Origin of the sequence: Bacteroides sp. AM54-2NS (genome assembly GCF_003602935.1) — a bacterium.
Lineage (GTDB): Bacteria > Bacteroidota > Bacteroidia > Bacteroidales > Bacteroidaceae > Bacteroides > Bacteroides xylanisolvens.
On record NZ_QTMZ01000033.1, the window covers coordinates 1 to 17,706 of the forward strand.

Sequence of the window (17,706 nt, forward strand, 5' to 3'; positions counted from 1 at the left end):
TGAACTTCTTTGTGAACAGGAGTACAAATGCAGCAGCGGAAGCATTTAATGCTAAAATCAAAGCATTTAGGGCATCATTTAGAGGAGTAGTGGATATGAGCTTCTTCCTTTTTAGGCTAGCAAAGGTATATGCATGAAGGGAATTGACTAAACTTAATCCCCCAAGAATTACAACTGAGCCAGAGCTCATGCATTCATGAGCTCTTTCCAACCAGCCGTTTCGAAAACGATATACTCCGCTATAAATTTCTCCATCTCCTCCTTCTTCACAGGATGCAACACCAACTCTTCGAGTAAGGCAAACAACCATACCGTATTCAAGTGAATGAAAAAATTGGTTATTGCTATATTGATATGCGGATATTTCTGTTTCATTCCTTGAAAAAAGACAGAAATCGTACGCGTCATCAAATCCGTATATTCGGAACGGAAGTTCTCCAAAACAGAACCTTGTGCCTGAAAAAGCAGCAGCCGTAAACGGTCACGATGTTCAGAGACTAATCTGATATATTCCCGTACAGATGTTTTCTGGTAATCCGAATCCATAAAGACATCGATTGTCATCTGATCGGCATCATGATTATAAATCATAGCATACAGATCATTCAATACCGGTTTCAGAATCGTACGGAATATCTCATCTTTATTGGTGAAATAATGATAAATATTACTCACCGTCACCCCTGCCCTCGAAGCTATTTCACGCATAGAGGCATCCTTGTATCCCTTTTCCAGAAACACTTCTTCGGCTACCTTCAAGATTCGCTCTTGTATATCTCCCTTCAAAAACTGCATAGTATCACTGCTATTTATCCATTCATATTTGTAACCTGTCTGTTCACCATCCGGGCAAATATACCATTTTTCTTTTTCAATTCCTCCGGTGTTCCCATTTCAGCAACACTTCCATTCTCCAATACTACAATTTTGTCGGCATTGGCAACGGTTCGCATACGGTGCGCAATAATCAGTACTGTTTTGTTACGTACCAATTCCGATATGCCTGCCTGTATCTTGGTTTCATTTTCCACATCGAGCGAAGCAGTAGCCTCATCCAGCAAAACAATTGGAGCATCCTTCAACAAAGCGCGGGCGATGGAAATACGCTGCCGCTCACCACCTGACAATGTTTCCCCGTTCTCACCGATAATCGTCTGATATCCCTGCGGCATTTTAGTGACAAACTCATCACATTGTGCTAGGCGGGCAACTCTCCGGACTTCCTCATCCGTAGCATCCCGTTTGCCAATACGGATATTATCCATGATGGAAGCATTAAAAAGAACTACTTCCTGAAAAACAACGGAATAGTTCGTCAGTAACGTTTCAGGATCAATCCGGCTGATATCCTGTCCGCCGAGGGTAATCTTTCCCGACTGAATATCCCAAAAACGTGCTGCCAACCTGGCTGCCGTACTCTTGCCACTGCCCGAAGGACCCACCAAAGCTGTTTTTTCGCCTTGTCGGGCAGTAAAGGACAAGTTCTTCAATATTTGTTTTCCCTGCTCATAAGCAAAGTCTACCTGCTGAAACTCGATGTCATAGCCTTTAGGAGTAAAATCGGTAGTTCCATGCTGTACCGGCAATGCTTCCATCTCATTCATTCTGCTGATACGCACATCCAGATAGAACAAAGCGGCAATATTATTCATCACCTCGCTGATCGGAGCATATACACGCGAGCCGATCACCATAAATATAAGATAGGTAAACAAATCGATTGTCCCCGAAGCCAAGAGATTGGCACCGACGATAATGACGCTTGCCAAGCCGAGTTTCAATACACTTTGGGAACCGTTTACCAATATGCCGAGCACCAGTTCATTACGGGTCAGTACCTTTTCATAGGTATCGATGCTTGCATCCAATTTCTCCAGATAGTCCCTCTCCTGATTATAAGATTTTATCTCCTGAATAGTATCAAGTCCTTCTTGAATATGTTCAGTCACCATTCGCTTGTTCAGATAATTACTTTCATTGCTTTTCTGTATTTCCTTCTTCGAGAAAAGAAGAATTGCGGCGGCAAGCGGCACTACCCAGAACAAAGCAATCGTCAACTGCCAGTTATAAAATGCCATACCGACGGTAATAAGCAGAATGCTGATAATGGAAGCAAACAACTGGGGAACCGCATGCGAGAAAGTATGTTCGAGATCAGTGCAGTCATCCATAATCGTGGCGGTAAGGTCGGAAAGATTCTTTTCGCCGAAGAAAGCCAGAGGCAACTTGCGAAGTTTTTCCGCCAATGAGATACGCCGGTTCGCGCTCTCATCATAAACGGTGGTATAGGTGCTACGATATTGCAATACCGCAAATATATACATGACTATCATAAAGATAATACCGAGTATGCTATAGTAGAGAATACCATGCGTCACCGAAACCGAAGGCTGAAACACCGGACGAAGATATTCCTCAAGAAAGAGAAAAACAAATACCGCCGGCAACATCAATACAATATCTAGCAGTGTAGTGAAAAACACACCTTTACAGAAATCTTTTGCTCCTTTAGTTGAAAGGGCAAAACGTCTTTTTATTACTTCAATCATTAGAAACCTCCTTTCCTATTGTCCAGCGAACGGATTGCTGGTATTCATTCCACATATTATAATAGATACCTTGTTTTTCAAGCAGTTTGGCATGTGTGCCTTGTTCCGCAATCTTACCCTTGTCAATCACAAGAATATTATCGGCATCCGTGATGCTTGAAAGACGGTGGGCAATCATCAATACGGTTTTTCCTTTTGTCAGTTCTTTCAGGGCTTGCTGAATCAGATGCTCATTTTCGGGATCGGCAAAAGCAGTCGCTTCGTCCAGTACGATGATGGGGGCATTTTTCAGTATCGCACGTGCGAGCACGATTCGTTGTTGTTCCCCGCCGGAGAGATACGTTCCTTCTGTACCGATCTTTGTATTTAGTCCGAGCGGAAGTTTATTGATAATTTCCCGGCATTGTGCCATATCTACTGCCCGTTCCACTTCCTCCATTGTCGCGTTGGGATTACCATATTTGATATTTTCAAGCAAAGAAGTCTTAAATAGCTTTGTATTCTGAAACACAAAAGAAATATGTTTCATCAGTTCTTCAGGGGCGATTTCTCTTACATTGATGCCACCTATTAAAACCTTCCCTTCTGTTGCCTCCCAGAAACGGGGAACAAGACGGGCAATTGTCGTTTTCCCTCCGCCTGAAGCTCCGACAAGAGCTACTGTCCTTCCTTGCGTAATGGTGAAACTGATATCATCCACCGCCTTTTGATTAGCTCCCGGATAGCTGAAGGAAACCTTTTCGAACTGAATACTGAATTCCTTTACCGGTTGTGGATGCGCTACAACAGTCAGGTGCTCATAAGCAACCAGATTTTCAAGACGTCCGATGGCCTCACTCGCCTGCCCCAAAGCCTGATTGAGATACATACTTTTCATGATACTTTGGGAGAATACGGGAGTAATGAGAACAAATAGGAAGAAATTAAGTAATACCGATGCATAATTACCAGAATAACCGATCAGCAAAATAGCCAACGGAGCAAGGAAAAACACAAAGCCATTGATAATAACGGTATAGAGCGACATCGGCTTCTCCCACATTCGTGTATAGCCGAATACCATTTTATTATAATTCATGATACAGCGATGAAAGTTCTTGAAAGAGTAAATGGTCTGCTGGAAAACCTTCACTACGGGAATTCCTCTCACATACTCTACAGCTTCGGTATTCATTTCCTCCAGAGAAGTCATGTAGCTTTTCATAAACTGCCGTCCCTCCGCATTCATCATAAATCCCATAACCAGCATGGCAATAATTACAGGAACGATACATGCCAGACCGAGTATCCAGTCGAACATAAAAATCAGTATGACAGCTACCAACGGCACTAGAAAAGTAGCCGCAAGGTCGGGCAACTGATGTGCCAGAAAACTATGGGTAACCCCTGCATTGTCATCTATAATCTTACGGATACGTCCGCTCGTATTAATGTCAAAGAAACCGAGAGGCATACGCACTATCTGGCGCATGGCTTCTTTGCGCAAATTCGATTCAACCCGAAAAGCTGCAAGATGCGAAGACATCAAGGCGGCAAAATAAAGGACGATACTCGCCACGGCCATGCCTGCCGCCCACCAGGCATACGTCACCACATTACCGGAAGAGGTTATCTCTCCGTATTCAAGCAGTTCTCTCACAATCAGCCAAATAAGAATATAAGGCAACATGCCCGCCAGGGCACTTAGGGCAGACAGTAGCATTGCCGCAGGCAAAAGCACTTTCCGTTTACCCATGTAGTTCTGAAGTTTTTTCAATGTACTCATAACGTACGTTCAATCTATATTAAGTTCGACAATCATTTAACTTATCGCTTGTTTTCAAAAAAGAACAATATTCGAAATCGTTCAAAAAAGAGAGCTTATATTTCTATAAGCTCTCTTCATCCCATTCAATCCGGTGCATGTGCACCTTTGATATATGATTAATCTCGACTCGTCTCTCACTGATTCGCATAAGTTTTCAATTATTTTCTGCAAAGGTACCGCTCACCGGCAAGACGAGCAATACCTAAAAATAATGAAATTTGCTATTCAGACTATAACGAATAAGTAATGATTAAAACAACAGAATAGTTATTCATGTTTCAGCCACGTACTTGGCAATACTTCTTTTTCACCTTTTTCATTCACCAGTTCCATCTGCAATACGCCTCCGTTACAATCGAAGTAACGCACCTCTATCGGATGAAGCCCGGCTTTCAATGCCTTCTGCACAATAATCTCCACCGGCGAATGTGCTCCATCATTATCTCCCAACAATTCACCGTCGAGCATCAATGTGCTACCGTCGTCCGAAAGAAGGGCAAATGTATAGATACCATCGGCAGGAACTTCCAGATAGCCGGTCAACACCAGACCGATATTTCCTTTCACCTCTTCGGGGATAGATACCGATTCCACCACATACTCCCCTTTGACAGGAGCTGCTTCAATATCCGCACAAAGATTACCACGAAAATCGTGCCATACTGCTTTCAAGCCGGACTGCAAAGCAGCCGGAGCAGTCACCGCCTCCGCATAAGGAGCCTTTACATACTTGGTACGCACCACATCCGATGGAGAACCATCCGGACGGAAAGTACGGAAAGCAAAATCGGTAGTCTCCTCCACTTCCAAAGCACCGTCATAAAGAGCTGATTCCTTGGTAGGCATACTTCCATCTGTCGTATAGCGTATTTCAGTGCCGGGCAACGGGCAAGTCAAGTCAACTGCTGTTTCATCAATAAATGCATTCACTTTATAGAATCCCTGCAAATCGGGCACACGATAATTTACCCTCATCACATCCATCCGTTTAAACTGCGGAACAAGCTGACGATAAAACTCTTCGAGACTTGGTTTAGCAGCCGGCTCTGCCCAAGCTATTTCGCTCAATGCAATCATGCGGGGAACAATCAGATATTCAATGCGTTTCATAGTCGGAATCCATTCAGCCCAGAGATTAGCCTGTACACCCCAGATGTATTTCTTCTCTTCCGGTGATAACCGTTCATCCGCACACGGATCATACGCCAGTATTTTCTTTACTGAATTCTGATCCTGCGCATAATCAAAATAGAAATGTTCATTCGGACAAGCAATCACTTTCTGCTTTTGTGCGGTCGCCGTAGGCAACGCGTCTTTCGCCCAACTTCTCCACCATGTAATAGCAGCATCGGAAGATAATCCGTCGGTTACCACTTCATCCCAACCAATAAGTTTCTTTCCGTTGGCAAGGAAGAATTTCTCCATGTCACGTACAAACCATGCCTGAAGCTCTTCTACTGAACCCAGTTTTTCCGTACGAATACGTTTCTGACAGAGAGGACATTTCTTCCAGTTGGCTTTCTCCACTTCATCACCACCCATGTGCACATATTCATAAGGGAAAAGCTCGAAAATTTCTTTGAACACATTCCTACAAAACTCCAGCGTTGTATCTTTACCCGGACAGATAGGAGAAGAGAATGTTTCCCCCCACCCGATTAATCCGTCGCACGCCAATTCCGGATATTGACCGATAGCCGCCAGGAAATGTCCCGGCATATCAATCTCGGGAATGACATCAATTCCTCTTTGTGCAGCATAGGCTACAATTTCTTTGATATCATCGTGAGTATAATAGCCTCCATACAGCGTATCTCCTTCCACAATGCGTATCTTATCTTCCGGAATCAGGAAATCGGTATTATCTTCCTCTTTCGCACGTGCCATACAGGTACGATCCTGCGTATTGAATTTACGCCAGGCCCCTTTTTCCGTAAGCAATGGGTACTTCTCGATCTCTATACGCCAACCTTGGTCGTCGGACAGGTGCCAGTGGAATTTATTGAGTTTATACAAAGACATCAGATCCAGTACATGCTTCACCTCATCTTTATTCCAGAAATGACGGGAAGCATCCAGCATAAATCCACGCCATTCAAAACGGGGGGCATCTTCTATTTGCACGGCAGGAATCGAATAAGTTTGTTTTTCTCCCTGTACTTCTATCGTTGCAGGAAGCAACTGGCGAATAGTAGTAATCGCAGAAATAAAGCCCGAATAGTCAGTTGCCTCTACCCGAACAGACTCCGGTGTAGACTCAAGTTTATAAGAGCCGGGCTTTCCACCGGTATCTTTCAACTGGAAATACATATCTACCTGATTCTGATCGGTAGTGACTTCAACAGAAGACGATATGACATTCCGAAGAATCTCCTGCAGATACCCGACAGCCGGAAACAAGGACTGATCGGAAACTCCAATCTTCATTCCGTCTTTTAAAACAAACGAGCCCGACTGCTCGGTCAGACTAACGGGGGTAGGTAGGATTGCAATCTCTTGCTTGACGGTGGGCGTACAAGAAGAAAAAACACAAGCTGATACAATGAGTAAAGAACTACTTAGTTTTTTGAACATGCGGTTAACTATTTAATAAATGATTTGTCCTGTCTTTAATTGACCATCTATATATAATACAACTAAAACATAGAAACTACTAAAAACCCGGAAAAAGTTTTTTTGCGACTTGACGTCACAGACTCCTATAAATGTTTATCTTTGCTAGCCAATCGCAATCAAACAATTAATTATAAAGAGTCACTTCAATGTCAAGAGAGAACATCTTAATCAAAACCTCATGGATTAGCACCATTGGCAATGCAATCCTGTCCGCATCAAAAATCATCATCGGTTTATGGGCCGGTAGTTTGGCGGTAGTGGGCGACGGTATCGACTCGGCAACCGACGTCGTTATCTCTATCGTTATGATTTTTACGGCACGCCTCATCAACCGTCCTCCTTCAAAGAAATATGTATTTGGTTATGAGAAAGCGGAAGGCATCGCGACAAAGATTCTGTCACTGGTGATATTTTATGCCGGTATGCAAATGCTGATATCTTCCATTCAAAGCATCTTTCAGATGAAGTGAAAGAGATACCATCGGCTATCGCTATCTATGTGACTATATTCTCTATTGTCGGCAAACTGATGCTGGCTTCGTACCAGTACAAACAGGGAAAGAAAATAGACAGTTCCATGCTGACGGCGAATGCGATAAATATGCGTAATGATGTTGTCATCTCGGCCGGAGTTTTATTAGGGTTGATTTTTACTTTTATATTCAAATTGCCGATACTCGATTCGATAACGGGATTGATAATCAGCCTCTTTATCATCAAGTCGTCCATTGGTATTTTTCTCGACTCGAATGTGGAGCTTATGGATGGCGTGAAGGATGTCAATGTGTATAATAAGATATTCGAAGCTGTCGAGAAAGTGCCGGGAGCAAGTAATCCGCACCGGGTCAGGTCGAGAATGATAGGAAACCGGTATATAATTACGCTCGATATAGAGGTGAATCCGCAGATAACGATTACACAAGCGCATGAGATTGCCGGGGCGGTGGAGAAAAGTATTGAAAGCTCGATAGATAATGTCTATGATATTCTGGTGCATGTGGAACCTGCCGGGGAGTGTCAGACGGATGAGAAATTCGGGGTAGACAAGGATATGGTGTGACACGTGAAAATCTTCGGCAACAAAGAAAGCTATTCCGCTTCTTTTTCTTAACTTTGCATTCATCGTTCACATTTTAATAAAAATTTGATATGGAAGAAGGAACATTCAGGCGCTATCCTATCGGGATACAGGATTTTGAAGATTTGCGCAATAATGATTACATATATGTTGATAAGACTGCACTGATTTATCAACTCGTCAATACAAATAAGATTTATTTCCTGAGTCGTCCCCGTCGTTTCGGGAAAAGTCTGCTTGTCTCTACGCTCGAAGCCTATTTTCTGGGAAAGAAAGAACTTTTCAACGGACTTGACATGGAGCAGTTAGAGAAAGACTGGACAGTGTATCCGGTGCTACATATCGACTTTAGCGGCAGTAAATATATGGAAGCAGAGTCACTTCGCGCATCTATCAATGTTCAGCTGTTACTTTGGGAAAACATCTACGGACGTCAGGAAGGCGAAGACACATTTAGTTTACGTCTGGAAGGTATCATTCGCCGCGCTTATGAGCAAACCGGGCAGCAGGTTGTCGTATTAGTGGACGAATATGATGCCCCGATGCTGGACAGTAACAATAACCATGAGTTGCAGCATGAGATTCGTGGTATCATGCGCGACTTCTTCAGCCCCTTAAAAAAGTCAGGTAAATATCTTCGCTTCCTCTTCCTGACGGGCATCAGCAAATTCAGCCAGATGAGCATATTCAGCGAACTTAACAATCTTCAGAACGTCAGCATGAGCGACAATTACAGCACTATCTGCGGTATCACCGAACAGGAACTGCTGACGCAGATGAAAATTGATGTCGAACAGATGGCACAAGCCAACGATGAAACGTATGAAGAGGCGTGTGCCCACTTGAAGAAGCAATATGACGGATATCATTTCAGTAAATCCTGTGTGGATGTGTACAATCCTTTCAGCCTGATTAATGCTTTTGCCCAAAAGAGTTATGAGAACTACTGGTTTTCTACCGGTACCCCTACCTTTCTGATAGAACTCCTGCAACAAATGAACTTTGACATCCGTCTGCTCGACCGTATGGACGCCAAGCCGGAAGATTTCGACAAGGCTACGGATTGTCTCACCGACCCTATTCCGGTGCTCTACCAAAGCGGTTATCTCACAATCAAGTCGTACGATGCTTTCTTTCGTACCTATACATTAGGCTACCCGAACGAGGAAGTAAGAATCGGCTTTATCGAGTCGCTCATCCCTTCTTATCTTTACCAACCTACGCGCGAAAGCAACTTTTATGTAGTGTCCTTTGTGCGTGATTTAATGAAGGGGAACCTTGAATCTTGCCTTGAACGCACCCGGTCTTTCTTCGCCTCTATTCCGAACGACTTGAACAATAAAGAGGAAAAACATTATCAAACTATATTCTATCTTCTGTTCCGCTTGATGGGACAATATGTGGATACCGAAGTCAAAAGCGCTGTCGGACGGGCGGACGTGGTTATCAAAATGCAGGATGCTATTTATGTACTTGAATTTAAAATGAACGGCACCGCAGAAGAGGCTTTGGCGCAAATTAACAGCAAAGGGTATGCGATTCCTTATGAGGCAGACCATCGGAAAGTGGTGAAGGTCGGCATCAACTTCGACAGTACCACGAGAACGATTGGAGACTGGGAAATCGAAACAGATTAACAGCGTACGCCACTTGCTTGAAGTAGACAAGGATATGGTTGTGACACGTGAAAAAGGCAGCAGTTGCTCTCGTCTGTGAGTAACTGCTGCCTTTTTGCGTGTTCTGTGCTGTCGTAGCCGGGAAATTAGGGTGTATTGCCACAGCTTGCTGTGGTGCGTTTCCCTAACTTGTTGTGGCATGCTCCCCTAGCCTGCTATGGCATGCTCTCCTTGCCTACTGCGGCACATCTCCCCAGCCTGCTGCGGCACACATCCCTTTCCGCCGTTCCGGTTTTACGTATTCAATAGGCTGTTGCTTTGATACGCAGCTTGATGGCATTTTCGGCTGTATCCAGTACCAGTTCGCAGTTTTCAGAGGTTACAGAACTACCGGCGACGTCCATTTCCAATGAGGTGATTTTCTCAAGATCGAGTTGGGTTAAGGTGTATCCGTCTCCTTTCACCACCGTGAATCCACCTCGGGGAAATGGGATGGCTGCATACTCCATTGAGCCACAAACGTCAGTTTGTACGGGTTGGCAAGTGCTTTGGTCAGAGTCATCGGCATCAGTGTGCTTGCGTTATCATAGGAGAACATAAGCTCGGCGTTCTCCCATGTCCCCCCTTTGTAGAAGAAGCTGCCGCCTTCATCACTGTTATATTTATTTGTTTGCAATACGATTCTCCCGTTCACGGAAGAACCTCATCCATAATAAGCTGGCATCCCTCAAAGACATAAACAGCCCGGCCGGTAGGATTATCAAGCTTTGCCCCGCTGCCAAGTATCAACTTCGTATTCGTCGGATAAAGCGCTATCACACAATTTGAGTCATCAGTGGTATTCATCTTGATATTGCTGAGTTTCAGGGTGGTTGATTCTATAGTGACGACATCTGATTCTGAGCCTGTTACATTAGACAAAGTAAATCCACCGCCATCCAGTTCGATATACCGGTGCGGGTCTGAAGTCTCTCCATAGCAGAGTTCGAGTTCAAACCCTGCCCCCAGCCTGATTTTCGTAGGGCTATCGGGGTTGGTGGAAGCATCTTCGAACGCAACTTGTAGTTGCTCGGGAGCATTGATAATTACAGCATCCGATACCGTTACGACACAGGTTGCCGACTTACCGCCTGCCGTTGCCGTGACGGTGGCGGTTCCTTCGGTCAGGGCGTTCACTTTCCCGTTTTGGTCTACGGTAACCACGGTGGTCTTATCGCTGCTCCATGTCACGGTGTTTTCCGTTGCGCTGGCAGGAGTTACGGTGGCGGTCAGTGTTTCCGAGCTGTTGGAATTCAGCAGGAGTGTTTCCTTGTCAAGGGTGATTTTCTCTACCGGTGTAGAGTTGTCTTTGTCGTCGCCGCCGCAGGCGGTTACCAACGTTGCTGCCACAAGGCAGAGGAAAAAGATTCTTAGTTGTTTCATGCGTCTTTCTGTTTTCTTTAAAAGGGTAAATTATGAAAGGCTGCCGCCTTTTTTGTTTGCCATGAGGGCGGATGCGCTGTCTGCAGCCGGACTGTCCGTCCTCATTCGTGACCTGCTTCTTTATGCAGCCGGGTCGGGGGCTTCACCTCCTCCGGGGATTTCAGGGTCGGGCGCTTCGCCGCCGCCACCGCCGCCACCCGCGTTTTCGTCACCCAGCAGAATCGGGAAACGGTAAGAGCGTGGCGTTTTCAATGCCTTGTTGCTTCCGCTATATTGTGTCGTGATGCTTAGCGCATAGAGCTTTCCGGCTTCTATGGCAGGTAGCATGATGGTGAGTTGTGACGGTGCGTTGTGAACGATGACGGACACTTTCAACGGGACGGCTCCCTCTTCGTCTTTGGTGAGATAGATGCCGACCGAAGGGTCGTCACCGAGGATTTTAATGTTGCTTCCGCTGATAACGGCAGGACGCCGGAAGTGATGACCTGGCTGATACTCTTCGTCACGGAGTCGGTGATGGAGTTGATGACCGGCCCCGTCTGTGCCAGCCCGTTGCAGATTACTTTTACGGCTTTGAGCTGGTCGCGCAGCAGTTGTCCCGGTGTGTAGGACACACCGAGCGAGTGCTTCGTGGCGTCAAACTGGGCGTTCTCCCCGAGGAACGAACCGCGTACGGTGACAATGTACTGTCCCACACCGTCTACCACGCTCTTCCCTTCGGCGATGGCTTCCACCTTCTTCTGGTCGGCAAGGTCGAGGATGTTCTCGATGGTTTCCTGCCGGTACTCGGTACGCTCCTTGATGATGCGTGCTGCGATTTCTTTGTTGTGCAGACTGCCTGTGATGCGTGCGCGTCCGGTGTAGTCGCCTTTTTGTTCGGTCATGATGTTGTCGTAAAGGTCAACATTGAGCGTGATTTTTTCGTTTGTTGCCATGATAATGATTGTTTTAAGGAAAGTGAATATCTATTTATTAGTTACGTTCTGTGCTGCTTGTCATTTCGCACGTATCTTGATAGCATTACCGTCCAGATAAAGTTCGAAATAACTGTCATAATATGTCATGCCCCCAGTAGTATTAGTCATCAGATGGAACTTCATAAGATCACTGTCAGTCAAGGTGTAGCTGTCGGTTCCCTTAACAACGGTTTCGGCTCCTGGCCGGACAGTGGAACTACTCAACACGTAATCATATAGATCTAATTTAAAATCAGAATCCGCCGGAAGTTCGTTTTCAACCGTAACGGTGGGGATGGTCACTTGATTGCCATTAATCGCAGCTTGCAGACAGAGGCTCCGTTCACTCTCATACGTTCCCTCCTCCCTTGCTTTTATTTTTCCGCCTTTCAGTTGCAGTATTCCTGTAGGGGCAACAAGCACTTCCTGCCCCTTTATGCTTTTGGAGATTTCAGCATCGCCTTCCATAATGAGCGTGGCATTATCACCGACAGAGATACCAATTAGCTGGTCATCAACAAACCCATCGCCGGAATATAGTTCGAAGCCGTTACCCAGCGTTAGTTTGCAAGACGCCCTAACAAATATGCAGGCGACATCAGCTGAATGGGCAGCAGCATTTCCATAAATGTTGAGGTTGGTCAGCTTCAATGACGCGCCGTTTGTAAGCTCAAAAAGGCTTTTGTCGCTAGCGGTACGGGAAATATTATAATTATCGCCGCTGATAGGATTATTTCCGCCGTCGATAGCAATGTGTTTGCCGTCTATTGAAAAGGCAAAATGCTCTGCATCCGCAGCAACCTCAAAGCCTTTACCGAGGATGATTTGTGTTGGTGCATCCGCAGTGCCGTCTGCCGTTTCAATAGCGGTTTTCAGTTCGGCTGCGGTAGTGACAAGCGTCTTGTTGCTGACCGTCACAAGGCAGGTGGCGGACTTTTCGCGTGCGGTGGCGGTGATGGTAGCTGTTCCTTCAGCTACGGCGGTCACCAGTCCGTCTTTACTTACGGTGGCTACGGAAGTTTTGTCACTGCTCCATACTACGGATTCGGCAGTCACCCGGTCGGGGACAATGGTGGGAACCAGCGTTTCGGTCGCTCCCGATTTCAGGGTCAGAGTCTCATGATTGAGGGTGATGCTCTCTACGGGCACAGAGTTGTCGTCATTGTTGTCGTCGCCACAGGCGGTTGCCAACGTTGCTGCCATAAGGCAGAGGAAAAAGATTCTTAGTTGTTTCATACGTCTTTTGTCTTTCTAAAAGGGTGAATAAATCGTTGTTCTCTTTTCGGACAAAAGTAATATGCAACAACGAAAAGGTATAGCCAAAATCCTGCATTGTATAGCCAAAATCCTGCAAATCTTGCAGGATTGCCGGAAATTCTCCACTATCCGGAGAAACTTCTACCTATGCATTGATGGAAACAACAGCATTTGATGATAAAAGAGTATCGCCTTCTCCTTTAAAGTACAGACTTTTGTTGGCGGAATTCAGTAGGAGTCATTTTTACCAATTCGCGGAAATTGCGGTTGAAGGTGCGCATTGCCTTGAAGCCCGACGCTCCGGCAATGTCTTCGATTGTGTGGTTCGCGTAGTCCGGAAGCAGGAGCAAGTCCATGGCATGACGGATGCGCAGGCGGAGAAGATAATTTTGCAAGGTCAGTCCTGTGGCACGCCCCACAGCGGCGGAGAGATTACGCTCGTTTGTGCCAAGAGCTTTAATCAGGTCGTCACGCTTGAAGTTGTAGTCGAGGTACGGTTGTTCTTTCTGCAGATAGGCTTCGAGCTCTTCAAACAAGTGGTTGCTATCGCCAGATTGCAGGTAACAGATGAGGTCGCCCATATCGGCTTCGAGCGGTGGTTGGGGCAGTTTTCCATCCTGTTCGACGATAAAACGGCGTAGCATCTCGTAAGTGTAATGATAGTTAGTGTACAGCCATGCAAAAGCAGGATAGAAAACCACGATAAGGAAACTGAAACTAAACTCGGGTATCGGTCCCGGACAGACAAGTAAAACCCATGCGCCAATGCCGACACTCAACGCATAAAGGAAAGCGCGCATCGTCCACCGGAGTTCCAGTTTTGAGATACACTCTCCGGTCAATTCTTTTAAATGCGTGATGTAGTGGTGTTTTTTACGGAAAAAGAGGCGGACGTAAACGAACAGTTGTACGGTATAGGTGACACCGAACAAGGTCCGCACTGCCAACGGGAGATTGTGAACGACACACGCACGCCATTCTGCTAAAGAATATACACAGACGTCCGCTTCAATGCAGCAACTCACCACATACAGCAGAATGAAAACGAGCGAAGGCGCCGCATGCTTCATCACATTGGCAAAAGTGACGTATCTGCTGTCGAACAGCAATATCAACATAAACGTGAACATCAACGCCTGCGAAGAAGCAAGCACCAACACCAATATTGAGAATAAGTCCAACGACCGGTATACGCCGAACCCGTCAACCAGCAACTCCGCCAAATGACCGGCAGCGATAATGAGAGAAGCAGCGATGAAGAAATGGCATGCACGCCTGTATTTGGGATTAATGGCGTGCGCCATCTGCTTGAAGCAGACAAGACCGAAAGATATAGACAGACATATTCCGATAATAATGCCGTTTGTTAGTGTGTGTAAAGCCGGTATATCCATTGCTTAGCATTTATTTTCCCGACAAAGTTAATGAATCTTGACGAGAAACCGACTAGTTACACCCTGTAAAACTCGACAAGTCTGCAAAATCGTATAGAAACAACCTAATAGCTAATCTTCACTCCGGCAAAGAAACTTCTCGGCAGAGAAGGCCCGTAAATATAGCCGGAATCCCGATTAGCTCCTCTATCAAAGTCCTTCTGATAAGACTCAAAGAGGTTCTGAACTCCGCCGTTTAGTTGCAAATCGACTGTTTTGTATAGCTTGAAGTCATAAGCCAGTTTCACTCCCAAATCGAAGAAACGGGGTGTACGGATGGCTTCCGCCTTTCGTTCGGGCATTGCGCCCAGTTCGGCGTTCTCGGCGGTGATATCCATGCGTTGCACTAACATTCTCCCGGTATAAGTTCCTGACAGGGCAATGGATAAAGGTTTGATGGGAGTATAAGTAGCTGTGAAGTAACCATATGTATCGGGAGTACGGAAAATTTTCTTTTCTGCCGGTGCGTCGTCATGCCATTTATGAGGTTCATCGTATCGGCTGCGTTGCAAAGTGAGTCCCGCTTGTATTTGCAGGATGGAAAGATAAGCCACTTTGCCCTCCAGCGTTAGCCCCATCACTTTCGCGCCGGGACCGTTACTGCGTGTTTTTACCAATATCCCATCGCCACGGTCATAAGGTTCGCCCAACACGAAGACATCTGTCAGTCTTGTATAAAAGCCCTCGATCAAGAAATTCGTCTGGAATACTCCGAAACGGTGATACATATCTGCGGACGCACTGAAACTTTGGGATTTCTCTTCTTTCAAGTTCTTCGCACGCTCAATCATTGCCACTGTTCCGCCCACATTTTCAATATGCATATCTTCATCAAAAGCCTGCGGAGCACGGAATCCGGATGAATAGCTCAAACGCAGGTTTATATTCTGTGTCGGGTTGAAACGCAAGTTGGCACGGGGGCTAAAGATGACATTATCTACCATGTTATGCTTATCCAGACGACCACCGATCAGAATGCCCCAACGGTCGTTCTTCCACTCGTTCTGCAGAAAAGCACTGTAAATATTTACCGTCTGATCCGTGTGGCGGTCATATCCCCACATATTATCTTTCAGACGATCACGGTTATATTCAAGTCCTGCCGTGAGGTCAGAAGGCATAAAAAAACACTTATCAAACGTATGTACATACTGCGCGCCGCCCATAGCGGTTAAATCCGTTGTTTTTCCATAGGCTTTCAGAGGATCGTTACCCGGTCCGTAATAACTGTCCCGATCTGTATTGGCGGCTGACGCAAAGATACTTAGACGGTTCTTTTCATCTGGCGAGAAATAATCGAACTTCAAACTTCCACCATCAATCGAATGTTGCAACTGCTCTGCAATATGGGCTTCGTGAGGAGGACGGTCCAACATATCCCCTCCCCGACGGAATTCCTGCATGTGGTGATATTCGAAGGTTAGTTTGGAGTAAGTGCTTGTTTTCAGATAAGAGCGGAAGCCCACTGTCTGATTCTTCAATTTAGGTAGTTCGGTGAATCCGTCTCCGTCATAATCATATCCGGACCGGTGACGGTTCTGACCAAAGATATACAGTCCGGCACGATGATCGTCCGTCACTAATGAAGCATTCAGGGAGGTATTGTTATCGAATGAGGAGCCGCCCCCTAAAGCAGTAAGGGTGTGCGACAGCTGGCCGGAATTGCGCAAAGGCTCTTTGGTGATTATATTGATGGTTCCTGCAATGGCCGAAGAGCCGAACAAGGCGGAACCTCCCCCACGCATCACTTCTACGCGTTCAATCATGCTGGCGGGAATCTGTTCCAGGCCATACACTCCGGAAAGGGCACTGAATACGGGACGGGAATCTATCAAAATCTGCGTATACGGTCCGTCCAGTCCATTGATGCGGACTTGCTGGAAACCACAATTCTGGCAGTTTGTCTCTACACGTACACCGGGCTGAAAGTTCAGCCCTTGCGATAAAGTGGAAGAGTTAGTCGTTTCAAATAGCTTCAGATCGACGACATTTACCAAAGTAGGAGCCAAACGGCGCGTCGTTTCACTGCGGTTGGCGGAAACCACTACCCCATCCAAAGCAATCGCGTCCTCTTCTATTTCAAAATCCTCTTCCAGTGTCTTTCCTTTTTTCAGAGTCACGTTGCGGGTCACGGTCTTGTAGCCGACCGAGCTAACCTCCAGTATAAAGTTACCTTCCGGCAAATTCTTCAAAAAATAATGTCCGGTAGCGTCGGTCACGGTTCCTATCGTTGTTCCTTTCAGTGCAATGGTGATGTAAGGAAGGTGCTCTTTCGTTTTCTTATCCAGTACATGGCCTATGATGTTCGCATCGGATTTTTTCAGTTCAGGGTAGTCCGGATGTTCAGCCAATGCGTATGACAGGACACAATACAGGCCGGCCAGGACTAAAAGATATTTCTTCATTGTCGTTAGTCTTTTAATGTTTAAAATCAAAAATAATAATAAGGGAAAGGGAAGCAGCGATCATTAATCGTTGTTCCTAACTGATGAATACTGTTCCCGAAAAGATAGACTAAGCGTCAGGAGGTGCTCTAAGAGATATGACGCCCGGACAAGAACGGTGATATGGCTCAACTTGCGGGCGGATAAACAGGATACATAATAGAGATAAAGCAGCGACCGCGAATGTAGGTATTAATCCGCTGTCTGTCACCAATACATGATTCAACAGGTGAATGAGTTGGAATTCAACCGTCGTATGGCTATGTTCACTGCCTTTTTTAAATGGATGCGAATGGACAATCGTTACCCCGTTTACTACATGGGAGTGAGTAAATAAAGTGATTCCTGCCATGTACGAGATAAACAGTACAGGCAAAAACCACTTCATTATATGTAGGTACAATTGTTTCATCCGGTAATCTTGCACATCTATTCTGTGCAGTAAAGTCAGGGTTTAGTTTGTTTTTTTGCAAAGATAAGGATTGTCTCCATGCAAAACAATCCCTATTTATAACGATTTTAAATCTT

General features: G+C 45.7%; 12 protein-coding genes and 3 pseudogenes. 3 read left to right on the forward strand and 12 right to left on the reverse strand.

The window, feature by feature from the left end; genetic code table 11:
• Nucleotides 1-137 (forward strand): annotated as a pseudogene (locus DXA05_RS18080) (transposase); the annotation flags it as partial.
• A 49-nt stretch (nt 138-186) separates the two neighbouring features.
• On the opposite strand, the gene DXA05_RS18085 reads toward DXA05_RS18080, so the two are convergent.
• The 4 genes from DXA05_RS18085 to DXA05_RS18100 all read right to left on the reverse strand — a co-directional run bounded on the left by DXA05_RS18085 (nt 187) and on the right by DXA05_RS18100 (nt 6,930).
• Complete coding sequence (locus tag DXA05_RS18085) at nt 187-795, reverse strand: TetR/AcrR family transcriptional regulator (protein WP_004312534.1); 609 nt, start codon at nt 793-795, stop codon at nt 187-189.
• Nucleotides 796-809: 14 nt separating this feature from the next.
• Nucleotides 810-2,549, reverse strand: coding sequence for an ABC transporter ATP-binding protein (locus tag DXA05_RS18090; protein ID WP_009040477.1), 1,740 nt, complete (start codon nt 2,547-2,549; stop codon nt 810-812).
• Nucleotides 2,542-4,314 carry an ABC transporter ATP-binding protein gene (locus DXA05_RS18095; RefSeq protein WP_008019731.1) on the reverse strand — a complete coding sequence of 591 codons (1,773 nt, stop codon included), beginning with the start codon at nt 4,312-4,314 and terminating at the stop codon, nt 2,542-2,544. Before DXA05_RS18095 ends, DXA05_RS18090 begins: the two co-directional genes overlap by 8 nt.
• Before the next feature lie 309 nt (nt 4,315-4,623).
• Nucleotides 4,624-6,930, reverse strand: a complete 2,307-nt coding sequence (locus DXA05_RS18100) for a family 20 glycosylhydrolase (protein WP_087318812.1) — start codon at nt 6,928-6,930, stop codon at nt 4,624-4,626.
• Between the two features lie 188 nt (nt 6,931-7,118).
• Between DXA05_RS18100 and DXA05_RS18105 the strand changes: the two are divergent.
• Both DXA05_RS18105 and DXA05_RS18110 read left to right on the forward strand, forming a co-directional pair.
• Nucleotides 7,119-8,032: pseudogene (locus DXA05_RS18105) on the forward strand (cation diffusion facilitator family transporter).
• Nucleotides 8,033-8,121: 89 nt separating this feature from the next.
• Nucleotides 8,122-9,687 carry an ATP-binding protein gene (locus tag DXA05_RS18110; protein WP_128859455.1) on the forward strand — a complete coding sequence of 522 codons (1,566 nt, stop codon included), beginning with the start codon at nt 8,122-8,124 and terminating at the stop codon, nt 9,685-9,687.
• A gap of 281 nt (nt 9,688-9,968) precedes the next feature.
• On the opposite strand, the gene DXA05_RS18115 is transcribed toward DXA05_RS18110, so the two are convergent.
• The 8 genes and pseudogenes from DXA05_RS18115 to DXA05_RS18145 form a co-directional block, all read right to left on the reverse strand.
• The gene (locus tag DXA05_RS18115; protein WP_284515609.1) at nt 9,969-10,130 is read right to left on the reverse strand and encodes a hypothetical protein; all 162 of its coding nucleotides are present in this window, start codon (nt 10,128-10,130) and stop codon (nt 9,969-9,971) included.
• Nucleotides 10,127-10,342 carry a hypothetical protein gene (locus DXA05_RS27870; RefSeq protein ID WP_284515610.1) on the reverse strand — a complete coding sequence of 72 codons (216 nt, stop codon included), beginning with the start codon at nt 10,340-10,342 and terminating at the stop codon, nt 10,127-10,129. The genes DXA05_RS18115 and DXA05_RS27870 overlap by 4 nt, the downstream gene beginning before the upstream one ends.
• A gap of 14 nt (nt 10,343-10,356) precedes the next feature.
• The gene (locus DXA05_RS18120) at nt 10,357-11,088 is read right to left on the reverse strand and encodes an Ig-like domain-containing protein (protein WP_128859456.1); all 732 of its coding nucleotides are present in this window, start codon (nt 11,086-11,088) and stop codon (nt 10,357-10,359) included.
• Between the two features lie 120 nt (nt 11,089-11,208).
• Nucleotides 11,209-12,023, reverse strand: a pseudogene (locus tag DXA05_RS18125) (DNA-binding domain-containing protein).
• A gap of 60 nt (nt 12,024-12,083) precedes the next feature.
• Complete coding sequence (locus DXA05_RS18130) at nt 12,084-13,280, reverse strand: Ig-like domain-containing protein (RefSeq protein WP_128859457.1); 1,197 nt, start codon at nt 13,278-13,280, stop codon at nt 12,084-12,086.
• Nucleotides 13,281-13,501: 221 nt separating this feature from the next.
• Complete coding sequence (locus DXA05_RS18135; protein WP_128859458.1) at nt 13,502-14,695, reverse strand: helix-turn-helix domain-containing protein; 1,194 nt, start codon at nt 14,693-14,695, stop codon at nt 13,502-13,504.
• Between the two features lie 104 nt (nt 14,696-14,799).
• Nucleotides 14,800-17,139: a TonB-dependent receptor gene (locus DXA05_RS18140; protein WP_004312544.1), complete on the reverse strand. Its 2,340-nt coding sequence runs from the start codon at nt 17,137-17,139 to the stop codon at nt 14,800-14,802.
• Nucleotides 17,140-17,248: 109 nt separating this feature from the next.
• Nucleotides 17,249-17,566, reverse strand: a complete 318-nt coding sequence (locus tag DXA05_RS18145; protein WP_165861526.1) for a hypothetical protein — start codon at nt 17,564-17,566, stop codon at nt 17,249-17,251.
• Between the last annotated feature and the right edge of the window lie 140 nt (nt 17,567-17,706).

Bases quoted from the DNA above. Each gene is read 5' to 3' on its own strand.
- DXA05_RS18085 (WP_004312534.1), bottom strand. From the start codon at position 795: ATGCAGTTTTTGAAGGGAGATATACAAGAGCGAATCTTGAAGGTAGCC.
- DXA05_RS18090 (WP_009040477.1), bottom strand. From the start codon at position 2,549: ATGATTGAAGTAATAAAAAGACGTTTTGCCCTTTCAACTAAAGGAGCA.
- DXA05_RS18095 (WP_008019731.1), bottom strand. From the start codon at position 4,314: ATGAGTACATTGAAAAAACTTCAGAACTACATGGGTAAACGGAAAGTG.
- DXA05_RS18100 (WP_087318812.1), bottom strand. From the start codon at position 6,930: ATGTTCAAAAAACTAAGTAGTTCTTTACTCATTGTATCAGCTTGTGTT.
- DXA05_RS18110 (WP_128859455.1), top strand. From the start codon at position 8,122: ATGGAAGAAGGAACATTCAGGCGCTATCCTATCGGGATACAGGATTTT.
- DXA05_RS18120 (WP_128859456.1), bottom strand. From the start codon at position 11,088: ATGAAACAACTAAGAATCTTTTTCCTCTGCCTTGTGGCAGCAACGTTG.
- DXA05_RS18130 (WP_128859457.1), bottom strand. From the start codon at position 13,280: ATGAAACAACTAAGAATCTTTTTCCTCTGCCTTATGGCAGCAACGTTG.
- DXA05_RS18135 (WP_128859458.1), bottom strand. From the start codon at position 14,695: ATGGATATACCGGCTTTACACACACTAACAAACGGCATTATTATCGGA.
- DXA05_RS18140 (WP_004312544.1), bottom strand. From the start codon at position 17,139: ATGAAGAAATATCTTTTAGTCCTGGCCGGCCTGTATTGTGTCCTGTCA.
- DXA05_RS18145 (WP_165861526.1), bottom strand. From the start codon at position 17,566: ATGAAGTGGTTTTTGCCTGTACTGTTTATCTCGTACATGGCAGGAATC.